The sequence below is a fragment of the Roseibium sp. AWQ4_254 genome (genome assembly GCF_056161025.1).
This window is the reverse complement of record NZ_JBSWYH010000020.1, coordinates 1-22144: the sequence shown is the minus strand read 5'-3', so window position 1 is coordinate 22144 and position 22144 is coordinate 1. Positions and strand designations below refer to the sequence as shown.

Here is a 22144-nt window from a genome sequence, read left to right as displayed (position 1 = left end):
ATTGATCAATTCAAGTTGGGTCCTCTTAGTGAGCGCAGCCTCAGGCAAACCAAAGGAGAGATCCATGACCGATGTGCCAAATCCCACCCGGATGACCCAAGACACCGCCGCCGGGCTGGAAGGGGTTGTCGCCGCCTTCACCCGCCTCAGCCATGTGGACGGTCAGAACGGCGTTCTGGTCCTGCGCGGACGCAGGATCGAGGACCTGGCCGGAAAACTGTCCTTCGAAGAGGCCGTCTCCCATCTGTGGCAGGACCACATTCCGGCAGACCCGGACCGCGTGAAACAGGCTTTTGGTGCAGCCCGGCAGACCGCCTATTCCCTGCTGCCGGTTCTGGAACAGGCACGGGAAACGCTGAGCGTCTATGAACGCATGCAGCTGGGGCTCGCCGCGCTGCCCGATGAGGGCACTGGGCAGGATGGTCTCACGATTTGCGGCGCCCTGCCCGTTTTTCTGGCGGCATCTTTCCGCCTGAAGACTGGCGCTCAGCCGGTGAAGCCGGATCCGGACCTGTCGGCGGCAGCCGATCTCCTGCGGATGCTGGACGGCACGCCCGCCGCCTTCAGCCGTATCAGCGCGCTCAACCGCTATCTGGTCACCATTCTCGACCATGGCCTCAACGCCTCCACCTTTACCGCCCGGGTGATCGGCTCAACCCTTGCCGACCCGAAACAGGCGGTGCTGGGGGCGATGGGAGCCTTGAGCGGGCCGCTCCATGGCGGCGCGCCGGGGCCGGTTCTCGACATGATCGACGCCATCGGCACGCCGGAGAAGGCCGGGGCCTGGATTGAAGCGGCGCTTGAGCGCAAGGAGCGGCTGATGGGATTTGGTCACCGCATTTACCGGACCCGCGATCCGCGTGCGGATGTTCTCAAAGAAGGGCTGAAGCTGCTGGGGCGGGACAGCCCAAAGGCCCGGCTTGCCGAAGAGATTGAAGCCGCAGCCCTGGCGGCGCTGAAAAAAGCCAAGCCGGACCGGGCGCTGCAAACCAATGTGGAATTCTATACGGCCGTGCTTCTGGATGCGATTGGCATTGACCGTAGCCTGTTCACCCCGCTTTTTGCGGTTGGCCGCACACCCGGCTGGTGCGCCCATATGCTGGAACAGCAGGAGACCGGCAAACTGATCCGTCCGGCCTCCCACTATGTCGGGCCGGTGCCGCAGTAGCGCTGCATGCCCGTGGCGCCGCCCCGGTTTGGCAACCGGGACGGCCCAGGCTCATTCGGCCAGTTCCGCCTCGCGCACGGCCAGTTCAATCTCGTTGATCAGCCCTTCTTCCAGACCGAGGCGGGCGGCCAGCATCTGAAGATAGGCTTTTTCCGCCGGATGGTCCGGGTTGATCGCAAGGCGGGAGGCAGCATAGATTTCGGCCGCTGTTTCCGGGCACGAAGCGCTGGCGACAATCTTGTCGAGATCCAGCGGAGCCCGCAATTCATCCATCAGAAATGCCTTGGCCTCCCTGTCGAGCCCGGCTTCGTCGATCTTGGCAAAGATCCGGTCCTGCTCTTGCTGGTCGATATGTCCGTCTGCCTTTGCGGCCCCAATCATGGCCGACAGAAGGGAAACGGCAAATCCGTTTTCGCCCCCGGGCTGCTCCGCCGGATCGAAGGCGGTTCCGCGCGGTGCCTCCAAGGGCACCAACTCGTCCTGCGGATAGTGCGGGCGCGGCTCATTTTGCTGGTTGGCCCGGTGGCCCTGATAGGCCTTGTAGGCAAGACCAGCCACCAGCGCAAGCCCGCCATAGGTCACGGCTTTTTTGCCCAGCTTGCGCCCGGATTTGGAGCCGAGCATCAGCCCAGCAAGACTGCCAAGCGCAAGGCCACCGCCCTGGGAAGTCAGGAAATCCTTGCCCTGCGACAGGAGATCCCCCGATCCGCCGCGCTGTGAGGGCGCACCAGAACGGCCGCCCTGCGGGCCTCCGGCCTGGCTTCCCAGAAACTGATCCAGCAAGGATTTTGCATCAAACATGTATGGCTCCCATAAATATTCCCGGTCAGGGCGGACGTAACGTGACCTAACAGATGGGACTTTTGCCCGCAGGTGCAAGATTGTGCTGGCGGATCGCATGGGCTAGCAAGCAGGCCTCCGCCATCTTTCAAGGGAAGCCGCTCTTGCCGCTATCAGGATCCAGGTTTTCTGCCGCCGTCCTTGCTGTCTTGCTGCCCGCTGCCGCACATGGCCCTGCCGCGCCCGCGCAGGCATCGGGTTTGTCCGGCAAAGCGGAGGCATATGACCCGGTTCCGCAGGAAGACAACGCAGCCTATTTCGGCGCGCTGGCGCAGACAGGCAGCAGCGCAACGGCAAAGCTCTACCGGTTTGTGCTGGACGAAAAACGTTCCGGCGCCCGTGCCATCTTCCATGTGGTTCAGGACCGGGGCCAGCCGCAAGGCGGGACTTATCCGACCTATGTGTTCAAAGTGGCAGATGGCAACAGTCCGCTGGTGTTGCTGGTCAAAACCACCGCCGGTAAGAAGCTTTACCTGGCCGATGGCACGCCGGCGCCGTCAGATTGTCTTGTGTCCGCCCAAAAAGGCTATTCGGATCTCTGCCTGTTAAACGGAAAGGGAGAGCCCGCCCCGGACCTGCCCGGCCTGCGCAAGGATGTCTGGTCGGATCTGATCAAACTGTTCGGGTTTTAAGGCAGGGAGAACCCGGGAGCAACAAACCGCCGCAAAGGTCAAGCTCCTGCGCGGTGCCGTCTCTTTTCAAGGACCCGTATCTCCCGCTCTCCCTCCTCTTGAGGAGGGCCTATGGACCGGCTCGAAAGAGGAGCGGCACACTCGGAACAAGGGGCGGAGCCTTCAAGACCGGCCTGCGTCCGCCCTCTGAATGAGGCGGAGTTTTGGTCGGCGGACGGGGGAGCATCAAGGATGCCGTACCAGTGAGGCCGCCCCTGCGGTCTGGAGGCGCAGTCGCAGAAAGGGCCGTCTTCTAACCAAGCGGCAGCAGATTGTCGTCTTTCAGAGTTTCCATGGCGATGGACGAACGCACATTCTGGACCGCTTCCTGGGGCAGCAGCTGGTCGTTGATGATCCGGCTCAGGGCCTTCAGGTCCGGCACCACGATCTTCAGCATATAATCCACATCCCCGGTCAGAGTGTGGGCCTCCTGCACCTCCGCCATGGCCGTGACCATGGTGCGGAACGTGCGCGCGTTTTCCCGGCTGTGGGCCCCCAGCGTCACCCCCACATAGGCCGTCACGGTGAGACCGAGGGCCTCCGGGTCGAGCGCGGCCCGGTAGCGCCGGATGGTTCCGCTCTCTTCCAGCTTCTGCCGCCTGCGGGACACCTGGCTGGCGGAAAGGCCAATCACGTCCCCCAGCTCCGAATTGGTCAATGCGGCATTTTGCTGGAGCGCCGCCAGAAGTTTCATATCAAAGCCATCAAGCGCGTATGTCATGCGTAAAGATCCATTTTGTTGCAAGTATTGTGCATATTATGACGCAAATACACGTAGTTTGCACACACCCTGCGCGCCGGGGCGGGCATTCTTCTGGTTCAGCATGTGACCACAAGGAGGATCAGCCATGGGACCGTTCCCGCACGACGCCCCGCCCGCCCGGATTTCGCAGGACAACCCTGCCGGGACCGACGGATTTGAATTTGTTGAATTCGCCCATCCGGAACCGGAAAAGCTGGACGCCCTCTTCCGCAAGATGGGTTATGTGCCCGTGGCCAGGCACAAGACCAAGGCGGTCACCCTCTACCGCCAGGGCGACATTACCTATGTGCTCAATGCGGAGCCCGGTAGCCACGGCATGACATTCGCCGACACCCATGGGCCGTGTGCGCCGGCCATGGCCTGGCGGGTGGTGAACGCACAGCACGCCTTTGACCATGCGGTGGCCAGGGGCGCGACGCCCTATCAAGGCGATGACAAAACGCTGAACGTGCCGGCCATTGTCGGGATCGGTGGATCGCTGCTTTATTTCGTTGACACCTATGGACCCACGGGTTCGGCCTATTCGGCGGAATTCGACTGGCTTGGTGAGGTGGACCCGAAACCGCAAGGGGTAGGATTTTATTACCTCGACCACCTGACCCACAATGTCTATCGCGGCAATATGGACACGTGGTGGGACTTCTACCGGGACCTGTTCAATTTCAAGCAGATCCATTTCTTTGATATTGACGGGCGTATCACCGGCCTTGTCAGCCGGGCGATCACCAGTCCGTGCGGCAAGATCCGCATTCCGCTGAACGAGTCCAAGGACGACACCAGCCAGATTGAGGAATATCTGAAAAAATACCAGGGCGAAGGCATTCAGCACATCGCGGTTGGCACAGACACACTCTATGACAGCACCGATCAGCTGGCCGCCAACGGGCTGAAATTCATGCCCGGCCCGCCGGAAACCTATTACGAAATGTCCCATGACCGGGTTCAGGGCCATGACGAGCCGCTGGAGCGCATGAAAAAACATGGAATCCTGATTGATGGCGAAGGGGTCGTGGATGGCGGCATGACCAAGATCCTGCTGCAGATTTTCTCCAAGACCGTGATCGGGCCGATCTTCTTCGAGTTCATCCAGCGCAAAGGGGATGAAGGCTTTGGTGAAGGTAATTTCCGGGCTTTGTTCGAATCCATCGAGGAAGACCAGATCCGCCGGGGCGTCCTGGCCACGGAAGCGGCTGAATAACCGGCTTGCCGTTTGAGATTGGCATCAGACTGCCCCGGCCCGCAGGTGCTCGCGCTTGCGGGCCGGGGCTTTCGGGTAGAAAAACAGATGCAACCCATTGTTGACTAAGTGATTGTGCCACTTGATGTTTCGAAAAAAGTTTCGAGACCGACCATGAGCTAACGTATTGATTTTTAACACTAACCTTTTTGACCATCGGAAAGGTGCAAACTTTTTTCCCGATATTTCCATTTTTCTTGGAAGAACAAGGACCTCGGTGGGTTCTATAGTCAGAGGCTGCCGTGAGGCCCTCTGTTGCATTGTCTAAGCACACAAACTTTCACCTCCGCGTTTTGCGCGGAGGTTTTTTCTTGGGCAAATCGTCTCCCTCTCCCGCTGGCGGCTGAACTGGACATTTGCTGCCTGGGCCAAGGTTGCTAGGGTGCGGGAAAGGCACCGGCGGGCCGGGTTGCCTGCGAAGGGGAGACAGGATGTGGACTGGGCAAAACTGATTGATTGCAACCGGTTGCGGGATTCGCGCTATGTGGAGCGTCTGCACCGGCCGATCTATGTTCAAGATGTCGACCGGATCCTGTTTTCCGCCCCCTTCCGGCGTCTGGCGAACAAGACCCAGGTTCATCCGCTTTATGAGCATGACCACATTCACCACCGGCTGATCCATAGCATCGAGACCGGCAGTGTCGGACGCTCCCTCGGATTGAAGGTGGGCGACTGGCTGGAAGAGCAAGGTCAGATCGAGGCGGATGACAAACACATTGTTTCCGGCATCGTCCAGGCGGCCTGTCTGGCGCACGACATTGGCAACCCGCCCTTCGGCCATTCGGGTGAAAAGGCGATCGGTCAGTGGTTTGCCGAAAAGATCGAAGAAGACGGATCTCTTTTCAACGGCCTGACGGAGGGCCAGCGCGCGGAACTGACCGCCTTTGAAGGCAATGCGCAGGGGTTCAGGATCTTGACGCGCCTTGAAATGTATCGAAATGACGGCGGCATGCGCCTCGCCCATGGCATTTTGGGGGCGTTTGCAAAATATCCGGTAACGGCCGGCATCCAGACCAATTTGGCGTCAGACTATTGCGGCCTGAAGAAATACGGGCTCTTTGAAAGCGAACTGGGCCTGTTTGAAGAAGTGGCCGGAAAGGTCGGCCTTTTGGAAGAAAGGTCGGTGCATGGCAGGTGGTGGCGACGCCATCCGCTGGTTTTCCTCGTCGAGGCGGCCGACGACATTTGCTACAATATTCTGGATCTTGAAGACGCCCATACATCCGGCGACTTCACCAGCGAGACGGTCCTGGAGCATTTGGATGCCCTCTTTCCGGCCTCCAATCATGATCTGTCGGACAGAACCCCGGAAGAACGGATCGCTTATGCACGGGCGCGGGCGATCGGAACGTCGATTGATGCCTGCGTGGAAGCGTTCAAGGACCAGTACGGTGCGATCATGAACGGGACTTTTTCCCGGTCCCTGATCGATGTGTCCAGCAAGGCCGCCGAATTCCGGGCCATGGAAGAGCTGGCCAACACCCGGCTTTTCACGACAGCGAGAAAGTCCGAACTGGAAGTCCAGGGCCGCAACGCCTTGCGCACCGTGCTGAACGGTGTCTTCTCGGTCTATCAGCAGCTGTCCCAAAAGGGCTGGGACGCGGACAAGCTGGATTCCTATCACCAGCAGCTGATCGGCAGCGCCTATGTGGATGTGCGCGATGTCACTGATGCCTATTCCGCGGCCCATTCGCTGGCCGATTATGTCTCCGGAATGACGGACCGCTTCACCTTGAAAATAGCGCGCATGGTTTCCGGAAACTAACCGTCCTAACCCTTGACCTTTGCTTCCAGTACGTCCCAGACCATCGCCGCCACATCAGGACCGCCGAGTTTGCGGATGGCGCGGATGCCGGTTGGGGCTGTCACGTTGATTTCCGTCAGCAGGCCGTCAATCACGTCAATCCCCACCAGAATGAGGCCCTTTTCCCTCAAGGATGGCCCAAGACGGGCGCAGATCTCCCGCTCCCGGCCGGTCAGGTCGCTGTCGGTCGGGGCGCCACCGCGCACCATATTGGAGCGCAGGTCCCCGGCCGCCGGAACCCGGTTGACGGCCCCGGCAAAGGTGCCGTCCACCAGCAGAATCCGTTTGTCGCCATGTTTCACATTCGGCAGGAATTTCTGGATTACCCAGGGCTCGCGGAAGGTGGCATCGAAAAAGTCGTAGAGCGATCCGTAATTGAGATCGTCCCGCGTGATGCGGAACACAGCCGCCCCGCCATGGCCGAAAAGCGGCTTCATGACAATGTCGCCATGCTCTTCCCGAAAGAGATCAATCTCCGCCCTGTCCTTGGTGATCAGCGTGGGCGGCATCAGGTCGGGAAATTCGGTGACGAACAGTTTTTCCGGAGCGTTGCGCACTTGCGCCGGATCATTGACGACAAGCGTGTGCGGGTGGATCTTTTCCAGAAGATGGGTGGCCGCAATATAGGACAGATCAAAGGGCGGGTCCTGGCGCATAAGCACCACATCCATCTCACGCATGTCCCGGCGCTGACGCGCACCAAGTGTGAAGTGGTTGCCCTTTTCATCGCGCACTTCAACCGGTTCCAGCGCGCACATGACCTCGCTGCCGCGCAGGGCCAGCCGGTCAGCCGTATAATGGTAAAGTTCATGGCCGCGGGCCTGGGCTTCCAGCATCATCGCAAAGGCACTGTCGCCGGCAATGTTGATGGTCGAGATATGGTCCATCTGGACCGCTACTTTCAAAGCCATGTGGCAACTCCCGGAGGATGCGCGATCCACGCTGGATCAGCTGATGGCCACCTCCACCGGATGACTATCAAAAAGAGGACCGCTTTCAAAGATATGCCCGGGACCAGGGTGTAACGGCCCGTTCCAGGGGGATTTCAGAATGGTTGGTCCAGATATGCGGTGGCCGGACCGGTTTGTCCAGAGGACCGTTAGAGAGAACGGCCCGCAAAAGCTGCGCGAACTGCGGGATCATCGGGGGATCATGAAAAAGCATCGAAAGCGTTTTCAATCCGCTCCGGCAGGGCCCAGGGCCGGACAATGACAATGTCAAAGCGCAGCGTATAGAAACCGGCCTTTGGATGCTCGGTTACAAAGATCTTGGCAGCTTTCGTGATCCGTCTTTGACTGGCCGGGGTCACCGCCTCCAGCGCGGCCAGGCGGCTGCGGCGGGCCTTGACCTCGACAAAGGCAACGGTCTTGCGCCTTTTGGCAATCAGGTCGATCTCGCCAGCCTTGGTCTTGTAGCGGTGTTTCAGAATGCGCCAGCCGGTCAGGCGCAGATACCAGGCGGCCCAGGTTTCCGCTGACAGGCCTAGCGCATGGGCCTTCCGGCGCCGGGCCGTGTCCTTGGACCGGCCGCTCTTGTTTGGGGCCGTGGCCATCTCAACGATCCCCGGACTTCAGATCGAGCGCCCGCTTGTAAAGGTCGTTCCGGTCAAGGCCGGTGGCTTTTGCAATTGTTTTGGCGGCCGCGCTCACGGGCATACAGGTCAGGGCCTCGCGCAGCAGGGCGTCCACATTTTCCGCCGGTGTGTCCGGGGTCTGCGGGGCGGGCGGGCCGATCAGAAGAACGATCTCCCCTTTCACAGTCCGGCCGTCAAAGCGTTCGGCCAAATCGTGCAACGGCCCCCGTTCGAAGGTTTCAAACCGCTTCGTGACTTCCCTGGCCACCACCGCCTCGCGCTCTGCGCCCAGATGGTCGCGCATCAGCTGGAGGGTCGCGCCGGTGCGGTGGGGCGATTCAAAGAAGATCAGTGTGGCCGGACTATCGGCCAGTTCCTCAAGGCGTTTGCGTTTCGGGCCGCCCTTTTGCGGCAGAAACCCGGCAAAAAGAACGGTGTCGCTCGGCAGGCCGGAAGCAACCAGAGCGGCCAGCGGCGCCGACGCTCCGGGGATCGGCACCACCTTGTATCCGGCAGCCAGAACATCCTTCACCAGCCGGTAGCCCGGGTCGGAGACAAGCGGTGTTCCGGCGTCGGAGACCAGGGCAACGGGCTGCCCGGCTTCAAGACCAGCCAGAATTTTGGGGCGCTGCTTGTCCGCATTGTGCTCGTGATAGGCCAATAGCGGGGTCTTCAGGCCGAATTTCTGGGTCAGGGTCGCGGTCACGCGGGTGTCTTCACAGGCAATCATGCTGGCAGCGGCCAGGGTCTCCAGCGCCCGCACTGTGATGTCGCCCAGATTACCGATCGGTGTGGAGACAATATAAAGCGCGGGCTCCAGATTGGGTGCGCGGAAGGCGTGTTCGGACAGGCTGTACCGGTTCTTGTCTGCCGGTGCTGCGGGTGAGTCGGTCCCCATGGAGCCTCCCTTGTGGCCGGGCGCAAAAGGCGCATTTCTCCCCTGCGCTACCTCCAGCGGAGGGGCGATGCAAGGTAAATCCACTGTTCATGAGGCGTATGTGCGGTGGAAAAGCCCCTTGAACTGGACACATCTGCAGTGAATACGTAAGTCTTTGAAAGGTTGCGGAGCGGCGGAGGCTGCCCCTCTTTTTGGCTTAAACCACGGGACAACATCGTGCAGCAGCACAGACGGCACTTTCTGAAAGCAGCGCTGGCCGGGGTCAGCACGGTCACCTTGGCGGGCTGCATGGGCTCCACACTTGGGTCTCTGCCGGGAGACCAGGTGCAGCCGAGCCTTCAGCCCCAGGTCACGGGCGAAGTGCTGGGCACGGGCAGCGTGCGGGTGGGCCTGCTGCTGCCTTTGTCGGGCAGCGGCAACAATGCGGCCATTGGCACGGTTTTCAAAAATGCCGCCTCCCTGGCGCTGCAGAGCTTTCCCAATGCGGATGTCCAGCTGCTCGTCAAGGACACGGGCGGCACGAGCGAAGGTGGCCGTGCTGCTGCACAGGCCGCCATCTCCGAGGGAGCCGAGCTGATCCTGGGACCTGTCTTTTCTGCCGCTGTTGCCGGAGCGGCCACTGCGGCACGTGCGGCCGGTGTCCCGGTGATCGCCTTTTCCACCGACACATCGGTGGCAACCCGGGGCGTCTATCTGTTGAGTTTCCTGCCGGAAACCGACGTCAAACGCATCATTGGCTATGCCACCAGCCAGCAGAAGCGCTCTTTTGCAGCGCTCATTCCCGAAGGCTCCTATGGCGCTGTGGCAGAAGCTGCGTTCCGTCAGGAGGTTGGCAGGGGCGCGGGCCGGATTGCCACCATCCAGCGCTACAAGATGACCGGGGGGGATACCTCCGATCTGGTTGCGAAAACCACCGCCCTGAAATCGGTCATGACCAGCATTGATGCCTTGTTTGTACCTGCCGGGCGAAGTGTCCCGGCCCTCGTGGTGCAGACGCTTGTCAGCCAGGGCGCCAATCTGGGCACGGTCAAGCTGCTTGGTTCCGGCCAATGGGACACGACGCAGGTGAAAAACACCCCGGTTCTGGCCGGGGCCTGGTTTGCGGGTCCGGAAGACAAGGGCTTTCAGGCCTTTGCGCAGCGTTATCAGAGCAGCTATGGCGCGGTGCCGCCGCGCAATGCCAGCCTTGTCTATGATGGGGTCACCCTGGCCGCCGGTTTGATCCGGTCCGCCGGTCCCCAGCGCTTCCAGCCGAGCATTCTGACCAACCGGGACGGCTTTATCGGGATTGACGGGCTGTTCCGTTTCAGGTCCAACGGGATGAACGAACGGGGCCTTGCGGTCTATCAGGTGACGGGCAAGGGCGCGCAGGTGATCTCTCCAGCCCCGCGGGATTTCCGCTCGGGGTCTTAACGCCTGCCGCAGCCGGGGGACGGGGTCATGCTCGAAGGCAAACAGATCGTCTTGATCATCAGTGGTGGCATTGCCGCCTACAAGTCGCTTGACCTGATCCGGCGCCTGAAGGACCGGGGTGCCCGGGTTGTGCCGGTCATGACCGGCGGGGCGCAGGAATTCGTCACACCCCTTGCGGTCGGAGCCCTGTCAGCGGAAAAGGTCTATTCTGAGCTCTTTGACCGGGATGCGGAGCAGGATGTCGGCCACATCCGCCTAGCCCGGGATCACGATCTCATTCTGATCGCCCCGGCCACCGCCAATCTTCTGGCCAAGATGGCCCATGGCATTGCCGATGACCTGGCAACCGCGATTTTGCTTGCAACGGACAAGCCGGTGCTTGCTGCTCCGGCCATGAATCCGAAAATGTGGCAGAACGAGGCGACCTTGCGCAATGTGGCCGTTCTGGAAGAGCGGGGCATCCGCTTCACCGGTCCGGCCCGGGGGGAAATGGCGGAAAAGGGCGAGGCTGGTGTCGGCCGCATGCGTGAGCCCCTGGAAATCGTGGCCGCAGCAGCCGCCGTTCTGAGAGATGATGGCCTCCAGGCGGGGCAATTGCCGCTGTCCGGCCGCCATGTGCTGATCACGTCCGGCCCCACCCATGAGCCGATTGACCCGGTGCGCTATATCGCCAACCGGTCCTCCGGCAAACAGGGCCATGCGCTGGCCACTGCTGCCTATGAGGCCGGGGCGCGGGTCACGTTGATCTCCGGCCCGGTTGGTCTCACAGCGCCTGACAATGTCGACACGGTTCAGGTGGAAACGGCCGCGCAAATGCTGGCTGCGGTTGAGGCCGCGCTGCCGGCGGATATCGCCATCATGGCCGCAGCGGTCGCCGACTGGCGGGTGGCCGCAGAAGGGCCCCAGAAACTCAAGAAGGACAAGAGCGGAGATCCGCCCGCGCTGCAGCTTGTCGAAAACCCGGACATTCTGGCCACCATCGGGCACCATGACCGTCTCCGGCCAAAGCTGCTGATCGGCTTTGCCGCCGAAACCCAGAATCTGATCGACAACGCCCGCGTCAAGCTGGCGCGCAAAAAGGCGGACTGGATCATTGCCAATGATGTCAGCCCGCAAACGGGCATCATGGGCGGCGATGTGAACCGGGTCCGCCTGGTAACGGCCACCGGCGTAGAAGACTGGCCGGAACTGGGCAAGGCGGAGGTGGCCCGGCAGATTATCGCCCGCGCCGCCGCCACTGTGCAGGGCAGCTGATCCGCACAAGGGGGCTGAACGCTTTCCAACATCTAATGCTACAGACTTATCGGCCGTTCCTCTAGGTCACGGATCGGGGTCCGGGATGGCAGTCAGCCCCCTGAGCCTTGGCTGTCCCGGCCACAGAGCCGGGACCCGGGCCGCCAGCGCGGCCTGTTTTTCGCAGGACCACCTTACCAGGTGCGGCGCGGACCGGTGTCGATATGATAATGTCCGGATGCATAGTGTTTATAGCCGCCGACTTCCGGCTGGGCCTTCAGGAAGGCGATGACGGAGGATGGGTTTGCGCTGACGGAAAAATCCACCGCCTGGCAATTCAGGTGATAGGAATTGCGGGCCCCGCCTTTCCACCAGTTCTCCAGCCACCAGCGTTTGGTGGAATGAACGGTGACCTTGCCATAGCGCCGTGCGACCCGGTTGAGCACCTTTTTCAGCTTGCGCGGCACGCACCAGGACGTGTCGTCATAGTCAATGGAGCTGTGGGAGCCGGTCGCCCAGCCAAGTCCGGTGACCCCGGCCACAGTGCCGCATCCGGCAAGGGCAAGGGTAAAGCCGATTAAGAAGATCCAGGCGAAGGGGCGCTGACGCATGACGGCGGGCCTTGTCTAAAACGGTTTGCGATGTCCCCCAAGGCACAAGAATGCATCTGATTTTATTAAAATTATCATGAAAAACGTGGTTAACAGGAATGAGAAACAAATGTTTCAGTATATCTAATAATCTGATACAAATGGGGCAAATGCCTCTTGAAGCGTCTTGTATCCGTTCAGGTGCCACGTCATGTCCCATGTCTTTCCCCGTCACACCAAGTCCTCCCCGCCTGTCGCGGTCAGGGGAGAGGGCTGCTACATCATCGATGCCGATGGAAACCGGTATTTTGACGGGTCCGGCGGGGCAGCGGTCTCCTGCCTCGGCCATAGCGACAGCGATGTGATCCGGGCCATTGAGTCGCAACTTGGCCAGATTGCCTTTGCCCATACCGGGTTTTTCACCAGCCAGCCTGCGGAAGATCTGGCGGACCTATTGAGTGCGCAGGCTCCGGGGGTACTCGACAGGGTCTATTTCGTCTCCGGCGGGTCCGAAGCGGTCGAGGCGGCCCTGAAGCTCGCCCGCCAGTATTTTCTGGAAAAAGGAGAACCTGGGCGGCACCGGGTGATCGCCCGGCGCCAAAGCTATCACGGCAACACGCTGGGGGCACTGGCGGCGGGAGGCAATGAATGGCGCCGGGCACCGTTCCAGCCGCTCTTGATCGGCACATCCCACATTCCGGCCTGCTACGAATACCGGGGCCGGCAGGAGGGGGAGAGCGCCTTCGACTATGGCCAGCGGGTGGCCGGGGCGCTGGAAACAGAAATCCTGCGGCTCGGGCCGGACAGTGTGATGGCCTTTGTCGCCGAGCCGGTGGTTGGCGCAACGGCCGGAGCGGTCCCGCCGGTGGCGGGGTATTTTCAGAAGATCCGTGAGATCTGCGACAGATATGGTGTGCTTCTGATCCTGGACGAGGTCATGTGTGGCATGGGTCGGACCGGCACCCTGTTCGCCCATGAGCCAGACGGTATTTCCCCCGATATCCTGTGCATCGCCAAAGGGCTGGGGGCCGGCTACCAGCCGGTTGGCGCCATGCTGTGCACGGCAGAAATCTACGGGGCAATTGAACACGGCTCGGGCTTCTTTCAGCACGGCCACACCTATCTGGGCCACCCGGCCGCCTGCGCCGGGGCCCTTGCGGTCGTGCGCAAGCTGTTAGGCGGAGTGGCCGCGCGGGTCACGCCCATGGGTGATAAACTCCAGGCCGCCTTGAGCGATGCGTTCGCCCAGCATCCGCATGTGGGGGATATTCGCGGGCGAGGCCTTTTCCGGGGCATTGAGCTGGTTCAGGACCGGGAGACGAAAACCCCTTTTCCCCCGGAGCGTGGGGTGAGCAAAGCGCTCAAAAAGGCGGCCTTTGAGGCCGGCCTGATCTGCTATCCGATGAGCGGCACAGTTGACGGCGTCCAGGGCGACCATATCTTGCTGGCTCCGCCTTTCATTCTGGAAGACGCGCAGATTGACGAGATCACCGGCAAACTCGAGACAGCCTTTTCGAGGATCTTTTCAGGCGCAGCGTGAGGCCGCCGGGGTCGTAAGCCCCGGCAGTTCCTTGCCATCACAGACCAGTTCCGCATGGACCCAGTCCCGGAAGAGGCGCACTTTGCGGGATGTCCGGTTGGCGGGAGAATAGCTCAAGTACCAGCTCTCCCCCTCCACTTGGCAGGTCAAGTCAAAGGGCTGGACAAGCTGACCGGTCTCCAGCGCGTGTTTGCAAAAATAGGGGGTCAGGATTGCAACGCCCTGACCGGCAATGGCCCGATTGGCTTCCAGGGCCTGCGAGCCCATGCGCGAATTGGGCGACCGGCTCAAATCCGGGTCCTTTACGCCAGCGGCATCGAACCAGATCTGCCACCAGGGATCTTGCGGGTCGACCAGGGGCAGATGCAGCAGATCCGTCGGGTCCTTGAGCTCTGCCACCGTTGCGGCAAGTGCCGGGCTCAGCATCGGGGAGAACTCGGCTTTGACGATTTCGTGGGCAATCCAGTTTTTGGGCGGGGCCTTGCAGGCGGAAACCACAATATCCGCGCTGTCGAATTCGGGACTGGCATAAGGGCCATAGGGTAGGATGCGCACGGCAAGATCCGGGTTCTGCATCTGAAAGTGCACCAGCCTGTGCGCCAGCCAGTTGACCGCGAAGGTCGTGTTGCTGGAGACCACCAGCTGGCCCGCATTCTGGCACGCAATGTCCTCAAACGCGTCGCGCAGCCCCTGAAAGGCATCGACGATCCGATCCGCCAGCTGGGCGCCACGTTCCGTCAGCTCGATCTGCCGGGCCTTGCGAATGAACAGCGGAAATCCGAGGCGTTCTTCCAGAAGCTTGATCTGGTAACTGACCGCCGCCTGGGTCATGCCCAGCTCTTCGCCGGCCTTTGTGAAACTGAGGTTCCGGCTGGCGGCTTCAAACGCCCGGATGGCGGGAAGGGGTGGTAAGCGGGTTTCCATGCATAAGCACTCCTTATGATAGCCCCTTGAGCTTTCGTTCGTCTTCCACTGCACAATAGCCGATAGTCCTGCCAGGTTCATCAGGAGTTTCAGTTATGTCACGGCAAAGTTCGTCTGGAAGCAGGGCGCTTCCGGGGGCCTCAAAAGTGTTTCAAGCCTTAGCCCGGCTTATTGGTGGATTTTTTTCCAGCCCGCGCCGCGTGCCCCGCAAACGCCTCAAGGCGCACAATCTGCCGCCCGAATTGATGCGCGATATCGGCCTCACGGAAGATGCACCCCACGGCCTGTCTCTGGAAGAAAAATGGCGCCTTGAGATGGAGCTGCAATCCAAGTGAGGAAGGAGCGGATGTTCGGCCCGTCGCCTAAAGCAACAGCGCCCACACGGTTGCCGCCAGCATGGCCAGGGCCATGAAGATGGTGATGGCCCGCATGACCGGGCCGTCGCCGATCAGAGCCAGAATGGAGACACCGGCAAGGGCCCAGAGCGAGTGAAACACCAGCCCGCCCAGGGTGAAGCCGCTGACCATAATCATAGCGTTTTCATGGATGGAGAGCCCGTTCCCCGCCAGAAAGGTTGAAAACGCCGCCAGATTCATGGCCCAGGTTTTCGGGCTGAGCGGATGGATCAGAAGCCCTTCCCAGAAGCTTGGTTCGGTCACGACCCCTTTGGGTTTGATGGTGAGCGAAATGATCCGCCAGGCCAGATAGGTCATATAGGCCATGCTGAGACCCTTGAAGAGGCTGACGGCAAGGCCCCCGGCCGCCATGAGATGTCCAAGCCCATAGGCAACGCTCAGCTGCAGGGTGATGGCGCCTATCTGGGAGGCCACAATCACGGGAAACGCGGTCTGGTATCCGGCAGACGCTCCGATGGCCAGAAAGGTCAGGTTTCCCGGCCCCGGTGTTCCGGTCATGACAATTACAAAAATTGCAAAGGCGAGCAGCGTGGCAGCGTCCATGGATAGTCTCCAGAACAATATGGATACAATCGATACAAAGCGAAGGACATACTAAGTGTCTTGAGAAATTGTATCCGTCAATGTAAACATTGTCCTCATGACAATGTGGATTCCGAAGATCGATCAGGCTGGCGGTCCGATTTATCTGGCCATTGCCGATGCTCTGGAAACGGATATCGGCCGGGGCGTCTTGAGCCAGGGAGACCGGCTGCCGCCCCAGCGTGAACTCGCCTATCAGCTTGGCGTGACGCTTGGCACCGTGACCCGGGCCTATGGCGAGGCAGAGCGGCGCCGCCTGGTCAAAGGCGAGACGGGGCGGGGCACCTATATTGCCCCGGAAACCCACAAGGTCTCGCCGCTGGTGCCCCTGGAAGATGAAGAGGGCATTTGCGACCTGGCGCGCAATTTCGCCTATCCGCATCTCAATCCCAGCTTGTCCGAAGGGCTCGTGCGCATGGCGGGCACGGCCGGAATCGACCGGCTGAACGGCTTTGTGCCGTCCGAAGGGCTCAAAGCCCACCGGGAAACCGGCGTTCTGGTGTTCAAGGATTATGGGCTGGAGGCCGATCCGGCGCGTGTGGCGGTGACATGCGGAGCCCAGCACGGCATCCAGGTGACCTGTCAGGCGCTGTTCCGCAGTGGAGACGCGGTGGCTGTTGACCGGTTCACCTATCCCTCCATCTTCTCTTCCCTGGCCAGCCTGGGCTTGAAGCCGGTGCCGGTTCCGGCCCTGCGCCGTGCCGATGGCGGGTTCGGGGCCATGGACCCGGAAGCGCTGCGGCTTGTGGCCCGCTCCCATGGGGTCAAGGGCGTCTTCCTGATGCCCAACATGCAGAACCCGACAACCCATACGATGTCCTTGGAGGAACGCTCCGATCTGGTGGCCGTGGCCCGCAGCTGTGAGCTGAAAATTGTCGAGGACGATCCCTATACGCCGTTCTTGAGCGACACCCTGCCCGCCTTCGGCGCTCTGGCGCCGGAGCGGACAGCCTCCATTGCCAGTATCTCCAAGGTCTGCTCTCCGGGCAGCCGCATCGGCTTTGTGCACGTGCCGCAGCTCTTTGGCGATTCCATCCGCAACAAGATTGGCGAAAGCACCTGGATGGCCTCCCCGATCACCGCAGAGCTGATCGCAGGCTGGGTCCGCGACGGGCATCTCTTCAAGACCTTGCGGGTGAAGCGCAAGGCCAATGCGGTTCGCTTCCGCAAGGCCCGGGAGACCCTGGCCCCCTACTTTCTGCAAGGGGATACAAATAAGGTCTTCGGGTGGCTGCGCCTGCCGGACACCGTTGATCCGGATGCGGTGCAGGCCGCGCTCGGCCATCAGGGGATTTCTGTTCTGTCCTCCCGCTATTTTCAGGCCAAGGGTCAGGCTCAGGCCCCCTATCTGCGCCTGACCTTCGGCTCGGAAGAAAGCGATGAGCGTTTCTCTGCAGCGCTGTCAAAGGTCAGGGCCACCATTGACCAATTGGCCGAATTGCCTGCCCTGACCCGGCCCGTAGGATAGGCCCTCTTTGACAATCCGGGCGATCCGGCCGATAAGCCCGGCAGAAAACGGGACCTCCGGCCGCGCTCCGGCGCGCAGGAACAAAGGTCCGGGTGCCCCCGGCGAGGTCATGTGGTGTTCTGGCCCAAACGCAAAAAACTGCTTCAGGCACGGGTCTGCGATCCCAAGGCAAACCCCTTTGCCGTCTTTGAAGACGCCGGTGTTGCCATTGGCGGGCGGACCATCCTGTCCGGGCTGAGCCTTGCCCTGAGCGAAGACCGGATCGGGGTCATCGGGCTTAACGGCTCGGGCAAAAGCACCTTCGTGCGCCTGCTCAACGGATTGCGCCAGCCGTACAGCGGCCGGCTCACCCTGTTTGGCGCCGATGCCGCGCAAGCGGCCCCCGAATTGCCGCGCCATGTGGGCTTTGTCTTTCAGAACCCGGACCACCAGGCCATCTTCCCGACGGTGGAAGAAGAAATCGCCTTCGGCCTGACCCAGCTCGGCCACGGCAAGGCGGAAAGCCGGGAAAAGGCCCTGGCATTCCTTTGCGAGCATCGCTGCGAAGCGCTTGCGCCCCTCCCCATTGCCGAGCTGTCGGAAGGCCAGAAACAGCTGGTCTGCATTCTCGCGGTTCTGGTGATGGAGCCGCAGCTTCTGGTGCTGGACGAGCCCATGACCAGCCTGGACGGGCTGGTCACCCGCCGCATCCGCGACAAGATCCTGTCCCTGCCCCAGAAAATTGTCATGATCAGCCACGATCTTGATCATCTGGCCGGATTTGACCGGGTTCTCTGGCTGGAAGAGGGGCGGCTGCGTATGGATGGCCCGCCGCACACGGTGTTGAGCGCGTTTCAGGCGGATCTGGACCGGCGTGCGGGCGGCAAGATGGAGTTGGCTGCCCTGTGATCCCGATCTATCTCACTGGCAACAGTTTTCTGCATCGCTGCCCCGCCGGGCTGAAATTGCTGTGCGTTGCGCTGGCAAGCGTGGCTTTGTTCCGGCTGGAAAGCCTGTCCGTGTTTTTGGGGCTTCTTTGTCTTGTGCTGGCGCTTTATGGCAGCCTTGGCCGGAAAGGTCTCGCGCAGCTCACGGTTCTGAAAGGCCTCGCGGTGTTTCTGGCCGCCTTGCTCGTCATCCACGGGCTGTCGGGAACCTTCTGGACCGGCGTGAATGTGCTGTTGCGGCTGACGGTTCTGTTTCTGGCGGCCCATCTGGTGTCGCTCACCACCCGAATGGACGACATGCAGGCGGCGGTCCTGCCGCTGTTCAGGCCGCTTGCCTGGATCGGCCTGCCACCGCAAAAACCGGCTCTGGCCATGACCCTGGTGCTGCGCTTTGCCCCCCATATGCTGCAGATCCATGGCAAACTGAAAGACGCTTACCGTGCGCGCACAGGCCGAATCTCCTCGTGGAGAATGCTGCCGCCGCTTGCTATTCAGTGTCTGAGGCTGTCCGATCACGTGGCCGAAGCCCTGCAGGCCAGAGGCGGCTCGCAGGGGCTCGCGGCCCCCAGTACGGCGCCCAGTACGGCCCCCGGCGCTGCCTTAAGTGCGGCCTGCCCGGGGCAATCCCCTCGAAGGTCAGGTGGCTCGAGGGCCTGAAAAACGAAAAAGGAATTGGGCCAATGCCCGCCCCGGAGCAGCTTCCGGATAAAAAACATAAACTGGAGACACCCCAAACATGACTGACCGCTCCCTTGTTCATATTGCCTTTTACGCGGCGCTGATTGCTGCCCTTGGTCTGGTGCCGCCGGTCATGATCCCGTTTCTGGGTGTGCCGATCACGGCCCAGAGCCTCGGAGTGATGCTGGCCGGGATTATGCTTGGCCCGGTGCGCGGGGCATTGGCTGTGCTCTTGCTCTTGTTCCTGGTGGCGCTGGGAGCGCCATTCCTGGCCGGCGGGCGCGGCGGTCTCGGAGTGTTTGCGGGCCCCTCGGCCGGCTTTTTGATCGGCTTTCCGGTGGGGGCCTTTGTGGCTGGCTGGATCATGCAGGTGACTGCGCAGCGTAACATTCTGGTTTCGGCTGCCGCAGCGGCAGTGGTTGGCGGGATTGGCGTGGTCTATCTCTTCGGCATTCCCGGCATTGCCCTCATGGCGGGAGTTCCTCTGTTGAAAGCAACGGCTTTGAGCGCGGTCTATATTCCCGGGGATCTGATCAAGGTCGCGATTGCTGCCGTTATTGCCCAGACGGTTGCGCGCGGCCTGCCCGGTGCAATTCTCTCGCGCAGCTGAGCCAGGAAGGCGGGTCAGAGGTACGATGGGCTTCGTCGGTGACAGTCTGGACCGGCTGGCCGGGGACGCCCCGGGACAGCCGGCGCTTGTCTGCGGCAGTCTGCATCTGACCCGCCGGGCCTTTCTGAACCGGGTCCGCGCGGCCGGGGCCCTTGTGGCCTCGCGGGCACCGCAGGGTGGCCGGGTGGCCCTGACCTTGACGGATCCGGCGGCCCTCTTGATTGCCTTTCTGGCCTGTGCCCGCCAGGGCCGGGTCGCGCTGGTGCTGGACCCCGCCTGGCCCGGGACGCACCGGGCCAAGGTGCTGGCAGCCGTTGCCCCGGACGCTGAGATCGGGGACCAGCTGTCCGCGCAGATATTGCAAGGAGATGCAGCCGCGGCCCGCCCGGCCCCTTCCAGGCCGCCTGCAGCAGGCGATCTTTTCTATGCAGGGTTCACCTCTGGCTCCAGTGGCGTGCCCAAGGGCTATGTGCGTTCCCACGGCTCCTGGCTGAAGAGTTTTAAGGTTACGCTCCAGGAATTTGGCCTGGCGCCGGACAGCCGGATTGTCATTCCCGGCCAGCTCTCCCACTCCTTGCATCTTTATGGGGCCGTCTGCGGGGCCGTCAGTGGCCAGGAGGTCGTGCTGATGCCCCGGTTCGACCCGCGCGCCATCCTGACGGCGCTGCGGGGAGCGAAATCGGGCTCAGTGCTTTATGCGACCCCGACCCAGCTGCATTTTCTGGGTGAGGCTGCCCGCCGCTCCGGTCCAGTGACCGGCTTGCGCCAGGTGCTGGCAGGCGGCGCCAAATGGCTGGATGAAGACCGCAAGACCTTGAGGCAGCTCTTTCCCAATGCGGCGCTTTATGAATTTTATGGGGCGTCCGAGACCAGCTTCATTACCCTGTCGAGCCCCCATGAGCCGGTGCCCGAGGGCTCTGTTGGCCGGGCCGCAAAGGGCGTCGAAATTGCCATCGGCAACCCGTCAGCCCCCTATCCCCCGGACAGTCCCGGGGCCATCTGGGTCAAAAGCGGTCTGCTCTTTTCAGGCTATCTTTGCGGCACGGCACCGGACACGCGCTGGCAGGACGGCTGGCTGACCGTCGGTGATCACGGCGCGCTGGACCGGAACGGCTATTTGCGTCTCACCGGCCGGGCCAGCCGGATGATCGTTACCTCGGGCCTGAATGTCTATCCCGAAGAGATTGAGGCGGTTCTGGGCGCGCATCCGGCGGTGGCCGTGGCGCTTGTCACCGGGATCTCAGATCCGGTGCGCGGCGAGCGGATCGAAGCCTTGGTTGAATTGAGGCAAGACCTGCCGGCCCCTGAAAGGCAGCTTCTGGCCCATTGCCGGATCCAGCTTGCCAAGGGCAAGCTGCCCCGCAAGATCCATATCCGCCAGCACCTGCCGCTGACCCCCGGCGGCAAGCCGGATATCCAGCGCATTGTATCCTCACTGGAGCTGGAGACGTGACGGACCGGCCGAAGGCGGTGATGATCGCCGCCCGGCGGACGGCGGTCGCCCCGCGCGGCGGTGCGCTGAAAGCCTTTCAGGCCGATGAGCTTGCCGCGCCGGTGTTCTGCCAGCTTCTGGCGGATGCGGGTCTGTCTGGGGATCAGGTGGATCAGGTTCTCTTGGGCAATGCGCTTTATGGCGGCGGCAATCCGGGGCGTCTTGCAGCCTTGCGGGCGGGGCTGCCTGACACTGTTCCAGCCCTGACCTTGGACACCCAATGCTGCGCCGGGCTCGACGCCATTGTCTTGGGGGCCCGCCTGATTGAAGCCGGATCAGCCCGGATCGTGCTGGCGGGCGGGGCGGAAAGCTTCAGCCGGGCGCCTTTGCGCTACCACCGGCCGCGCACCCCGGAGGAAGCCCCTGCGCCCTATTCCCGACCGCCCTTCGCCCCACCGCCCTTCGCTGACCCGGACTTGACAGACGCCGCCGCCCGCCTTGCGGCAGAGGATGGTGTTTCCAGAGAGGATCAGGCAGCCTATGCTGTTCGCTCCCATGACAAGGCCCGGGCAGCAGCTCCCTTTTGGGCTGAGCGCCTGGTGCAGGCAGGCGGGGCCTTTCCCAAAAGAGACAGCTTTACCCGGCCGCTCAGGACCAAGGCCGCGCTCCGGGCGCCGGTTCTAGCAGGGCGGCAGGCAACAGGGTTGACGGCCGCAACAATTGCCTGTGAGGCGGATGGGGCTGCGGCCGTGCTTCTTGTCTCAAGCGCTCTGGCGGCAGAGGCCGGGTGGTCCGGCGTCCTTGTCAGGAAGGGGCTGTCCCTGGGTGGCAGCACGGGCCAACCGGCGCTGGTTCCGGTTGACCTGGCGCGCCGCCTTCTGGAAAAAACAGGGCCCGGATCAGTCCGCCAGGACCTAGGCGGGATCACCGCTGTTGAGTTGATGGAAGCCTATGCGGTGCAGGCATTGGCAACGGTGGCGCGCCTGTCTTTTGGGAAGGAGACCCTCAATAGCCTGGGCGGGGCATTGGCCAGAGGCCATCCGATCGGGGCGTCGGGGGCCATTCTGGCCGTTCATCTTTATGAGCGCTTGCGCCAGCAGACAGCCTTGGATCCAGGTGCTCCGGCGCTGGGTCTGGCCCTGATTGCAGCGGCGGGAGGCCTGGCCAGTGGCCTCCTGGCAGAGGGTGGGTTTGCAAAGGTGGATAAAGAGTAACGCCTTGAGAAAATAAAGAAAAATTCATCTCATGAAACTTTTTTCGCTTTTTTGCATTTTTTTCGCTCACGGCTGTTGACGGTCATGCTTGGTGTGCGTATAACCGCGCTCATCGACGGCGGCAACGTCGCTGGCGACAGGGTTTTGCGACCTTACTTCCGGAA

At 61.9% G+C, this 22144-nt stretch carries 22 protein-coding genes; 14 read left to right on the top strand and 8 right to left on the bottom strand.

Annotated features, from left to right (window positions below; translation table 11 throughout):
* Nucleotides 1-64 precede the first annotated feature (64 nt).
* The gene (locus ACXAIC_RS15930; protein ID WP_475181694.1) at nucleotides 65-1168 is read left to right on the top strand and encodes a citrate synthase/methylcitrate synthase; all 1104 of its coding nucleotides are present in this window, start codon (nucleotides 65-67) and stop codon (nucleotides 1166-1168) included.
* Between the two features lie 51 nt (nucleotides 1169-1219).
* Here the strand turns inward: ACXAIC_RS15930 and ACXAIC_RS15925 are convergent, their stop codons facing one another.
* Nucleotides 1220-1969: a tellurite resistance TerB family protein gene (locus ACXAIC_RS15925; protein WP_475181690.1), complete on the bottom strand. Its 750-nt coding sequence runs from the start codon at nucleotides 1967-1969 to the stop codon at nucleotides 1220-1222.
* A 239-nt stretch (nucleotides 1970-2208) separates the two neighbouring features.
* Here ACXAIC_RS15925 and ACXAIC_RS15920 point away from each other — a divergent pair, with 239 nt between their 5' ends.
* Nucleotides 2209-2640, top strand: a complete 432-nt coding sequence (locus ACXAIC_RS15920) for a hypothetical protein (protein ID WP_475181685.1) — start codon at nucleotides 2209-2211, stop codon at nucleotides 2638-2640.
* A 292-nt stretch (nucleotides 2641-2932) separates the two neighbouring features.
* Here the strand turns inward: ACXAIC_RS15920 and ACXAIC_RS15915 are convergent, their stop codons facing one another.
* Nucleotides 2933-3400: an Lrp/AsnC family transcriptional regulator gene (locus ACXAIC_RS15915; RefSeq protein WP_475181682.1), complete on the bottom strand. Its 468-nt coding sequence runs from the start codon at nucleotides 3398-3400 to the stop codon at nucleotides 2933-2935.
* Nucleotides 3401-3527: 127 nt separating this feature from the next.
* Between ACXAIC_RS15915 and hppD the strand changes: the two genes are divergently transcribed.
* Both hppD and dgt read left to right on the top strand, forming a co-directional pair.
* Nucleotides 3528-4640: a 4-hydroxyphenylpyruvate dioxygenase gene (hppD, locus tag ACXAIC_RS15910; RefSeq protein ID WP_475181676.1), complete on the top strand. Its 1113-nt coding sequence runs from the start codon at nucleotides 3528-3530 to the stop codon at nucleotides 4638-4640.
* A gap of 472 nt (nucleotides 4641-5112) precedes the next feature.
* Nucleotides 5113-6444: a dGTP triphosphohydrolase gene (dgt, locus tag ACXAIC_RS15905; protein ID WP_475181671.1), complete on the top strand. Its 1332-nt coding sequence runs from the start codon at nucleotides 5113-5115 to the stop codon at nucleotides 6442-6444.
* A 5-nt stretch (nucleotides 6445-6449) separates the two neighbouring features.
* On the opposite strand, the gene gshB is transcribed toward dgt, so the two are convergent.
* The 3 genes from gshB to rsmI form a co-directional block, all read right to left on the bottom strand.
* On the bottom strand, nucleotides 6450-7394 hold the full coding sequence (gshB, locus tag ACXAIC_RS15900) for a glutathione synthase (protein ID WP_475181666.1): 945 nt from the start codon (nucleotides 7392-7394) through the stop codon (nucleotides 6450-6452).
* A gap of 239 nt (nucleotides 7395-7633) precedes the next feature.
* Nucleotides 7634-8035 carry a YraN family protein gene (locus tag ACXAIC_RS15895; protein WP_475181663.1) on the bottom strand — a complete coding sequence of 134 codons (402 nt, stop codon included), beginning with the start codon at nucleotides 8033-8035 and terminating at the stop codon, nucleotides 7634-7636.
* Between the two features lies 1 nt (nucleotide 8036).
* Entirely contained in the window at nucleotides 8037-8954 is a 918-nt protein-coding gene (gene rsmI / locus ACXAIC_RS15890) for a 16S rRNA (cytidine(1402)-2'-O)-methyltransferase (RefSeq protein WP_475181660.1), read from the bottom strand.
* 216 nt (nucleotides 8955-9170) lie between these two features.
* Between rsmI and ACXAIC_RS15885 the strand changes: the two genes are divergently transcribed.
* Together ACXAIC_RS15885 and coaBC are read left to right on the top strand one after the other, a co-directional pair.
* Nucleotides 9171-10367, top strand: coding sequence for a penicillin-binding protein activator (locus ACXAIC_RS15885; RefSeq protein ID WP_475181658.1), 1197 nt, complete (start codon nucleotides 9171-9173; stop codon nucleotides 10365-10367).
* A gap of 27 nt (nucleotides 10368-10394) precedes the next feature.
* On the top strand, nucleotides 10395-11621 hold the full coding sequence (gene coaBC, locus ACXAIC_RS15880; RefSeq protein ID WP_475181651.1) for a bifunctional phosphopantothenoylcysteine decarboxylase/phosphopantothenate--cysteine ligase CoaBC: 1227 nt from the start codon (nucleotides 10395-10397) through the stop codon (nucleotides 11619-11621).
* Between the two features lie 173 nt (nucleotides 11622-11794).
* On the opposite strand, the gene ACXAIC_RS15875 is transcribed toward coaBC, so the two are convergent.
* Nucleotides 11795-12211: a YcbK family protein gene (locus ACXAIC_RS15875; protein WP_475181646.1), complete on the bottom strand. Its 417-nt coding sequence runs from the start codon at nucleotides 12209-12211 to the stop codon at nucleotides 11795-11797.
* A 190-nt stretch (nucleotides 12212-12401) separates the two neighbouring features.
* Between ACXAIC_RS15875 and ACXAIC_RS15870 the strand changes: the two genes are divergently transcribed.
* Nucleotides 12402-13730 carry an aspartate aminotransferase family protein gene (locus tag ACXAIC_RS15870; protein WP_475181641.1) on the top strand — a complete coding sequence of 443 codons (1329 nt, stop codon included), beginning with the start codon at nucleotides 12402-12404 and terminating at the stop codon, nucleotides 13728-13730.
* Here ACXAIC_RS15870 and ACXAIC_RS15865 read toward each other — a convergent pair.
* Nucleotides 13716-14654, bottom strand: a complete 939-nt coding sequence (locus ACXAIC_RS15865; protein WP_475181638.1) for a LysR family transcriptional regulator — start codon at nucleotides 14652-14654, stop codon at nucleotides 13716-13718. The two genes, ACXAIC_RS15870 and ACXAIC_RS15865, sit on opposite strands and share 15 nt — an antisense overlap.
* A gap of 146 nt (nucleotides 14655-14800) precedes the next feature.
* On the opposite strand from ACXAIC_RS15865, the gene ACXAIC_RS15860 reads away from it, so the two are divergent.
* On the top strand, nucleotides 14801-14989 hold the full coding sequence (locus ACXAIC_RS15860; protein ID WP_475181634.1) for a hypothetical protein: 189 nt from the start codon (nucleotides 14801-14803) through the stop codon (nucleotides 14987-14989).
* Nucleotides 14990-15016: 27 nt separating this feature from the next.
* Here ACXAIC_RS15860 and ACXAIC_RS15855 read toward each other — a convergent pair whose 3' ends face one another.
* On the bottom strand, nucleotides 15017-15613 hold the full coding sequence (locus ACXAIC_RS15855; RefSeq protein ID WP_475181631.1) for a LysE family translocator: 597 nt from the start codon (nucleotides 15611-15613) through the stop codon (nucleotides 15017-15019).
* A 97-nt stretch (nucleotides 15614-15710) separates the two neighbouring features.
* Between ACXAIC_RS15855 and ACXAIC_RS15850 the strand changes: the two genes are divergently transcribed.
* The 6 genes from ACXAIC_RS15850 to ACXAIC_RS15825 all read left to right on the top strand — a co-directional run bounded on the left by ACXAIC_RS15850 (nucleotide 15711) and on the right by ACXAIC_RS15825 (nucleotide 21980).
* A complete protein-coding gene (locus ACXAIC_RS15850) occupies nucleotides 15711-17120 on the top strand; it encodes an aminotransferase-like domain-containing protein (protein WP_475181627.1) in 1410 nt (469 codons plus the stop codon).
* Between the two features lie 114 nt (nucleotides 17121-17234).
* Nucleotides 17235-18008, top strand: coding sequence for an energy-coupling factor ABC transporter ATP-binding protein (locus tag ACXAIC_RS15845; RefSeq protein WP_475181623.1), 774 nt, complete (start codon nucleotides 17235-17237; stop codon nucleotides 18006-18008).
* Nucleotides 18005-18703, top strand: a complete 699-nt coding sequence (locus tag ACXAIC_RS15840; RefSeq protein ID WP_475181619.1) for an energy-coupling factor transporter transmembrane component T family protein — start codon at nucleotides 18005-18007, stop codon at nucleotides 18701-18703. Before ACXAIC_RS15845 ends, ACXAIC_RS15840 begins: the two co-directional genes overlap by 4 nt.
* Before the next feature lie 79 nt (nucleotides 18704-18782).
* Nucleotides 18783-19334, top strand: a complete 552-nt coding sequence (locus ACXAIC_RS15835; RefSeq protein ID WP_475181616.1) for a biotin transporter BioY — start codon at nucleotides 18783-18785, stop codon at nucleotides 19332-19334.
* Between the two features lie 25 nt (nucleotides 19335-19359).
* Nucleotides 19360-20787: an AMP-binding protein gene (locus ACXAIC_RS15830; RefSeq protein WP_475181613.1), complete on the top strand. Its 1428-nt coding sequence runs from the start codon at nucleotides 19360-19362 to the stop codon at nucleotides 20785-20787.
* Nucleotides 20784-21980 carry a thiolase family protein gene (locus tag ACXAIC_RS15825; protein ID WP_475181611.1) on the top strand — a complete coding sequence of 399 codons (1197 nt, stop codon included), beginning with the start codon at nucleotides 20784-20786 and terminating at the stop codon, nucleotides 21978-21980. Before ACXAIC_RS15830 ends, ACXAIC_RS15825 begins: the two co-directional genes overlap by 4 nt.
* Nucleotides 21981-22144 lie beyond the last annotated feature (164 nt).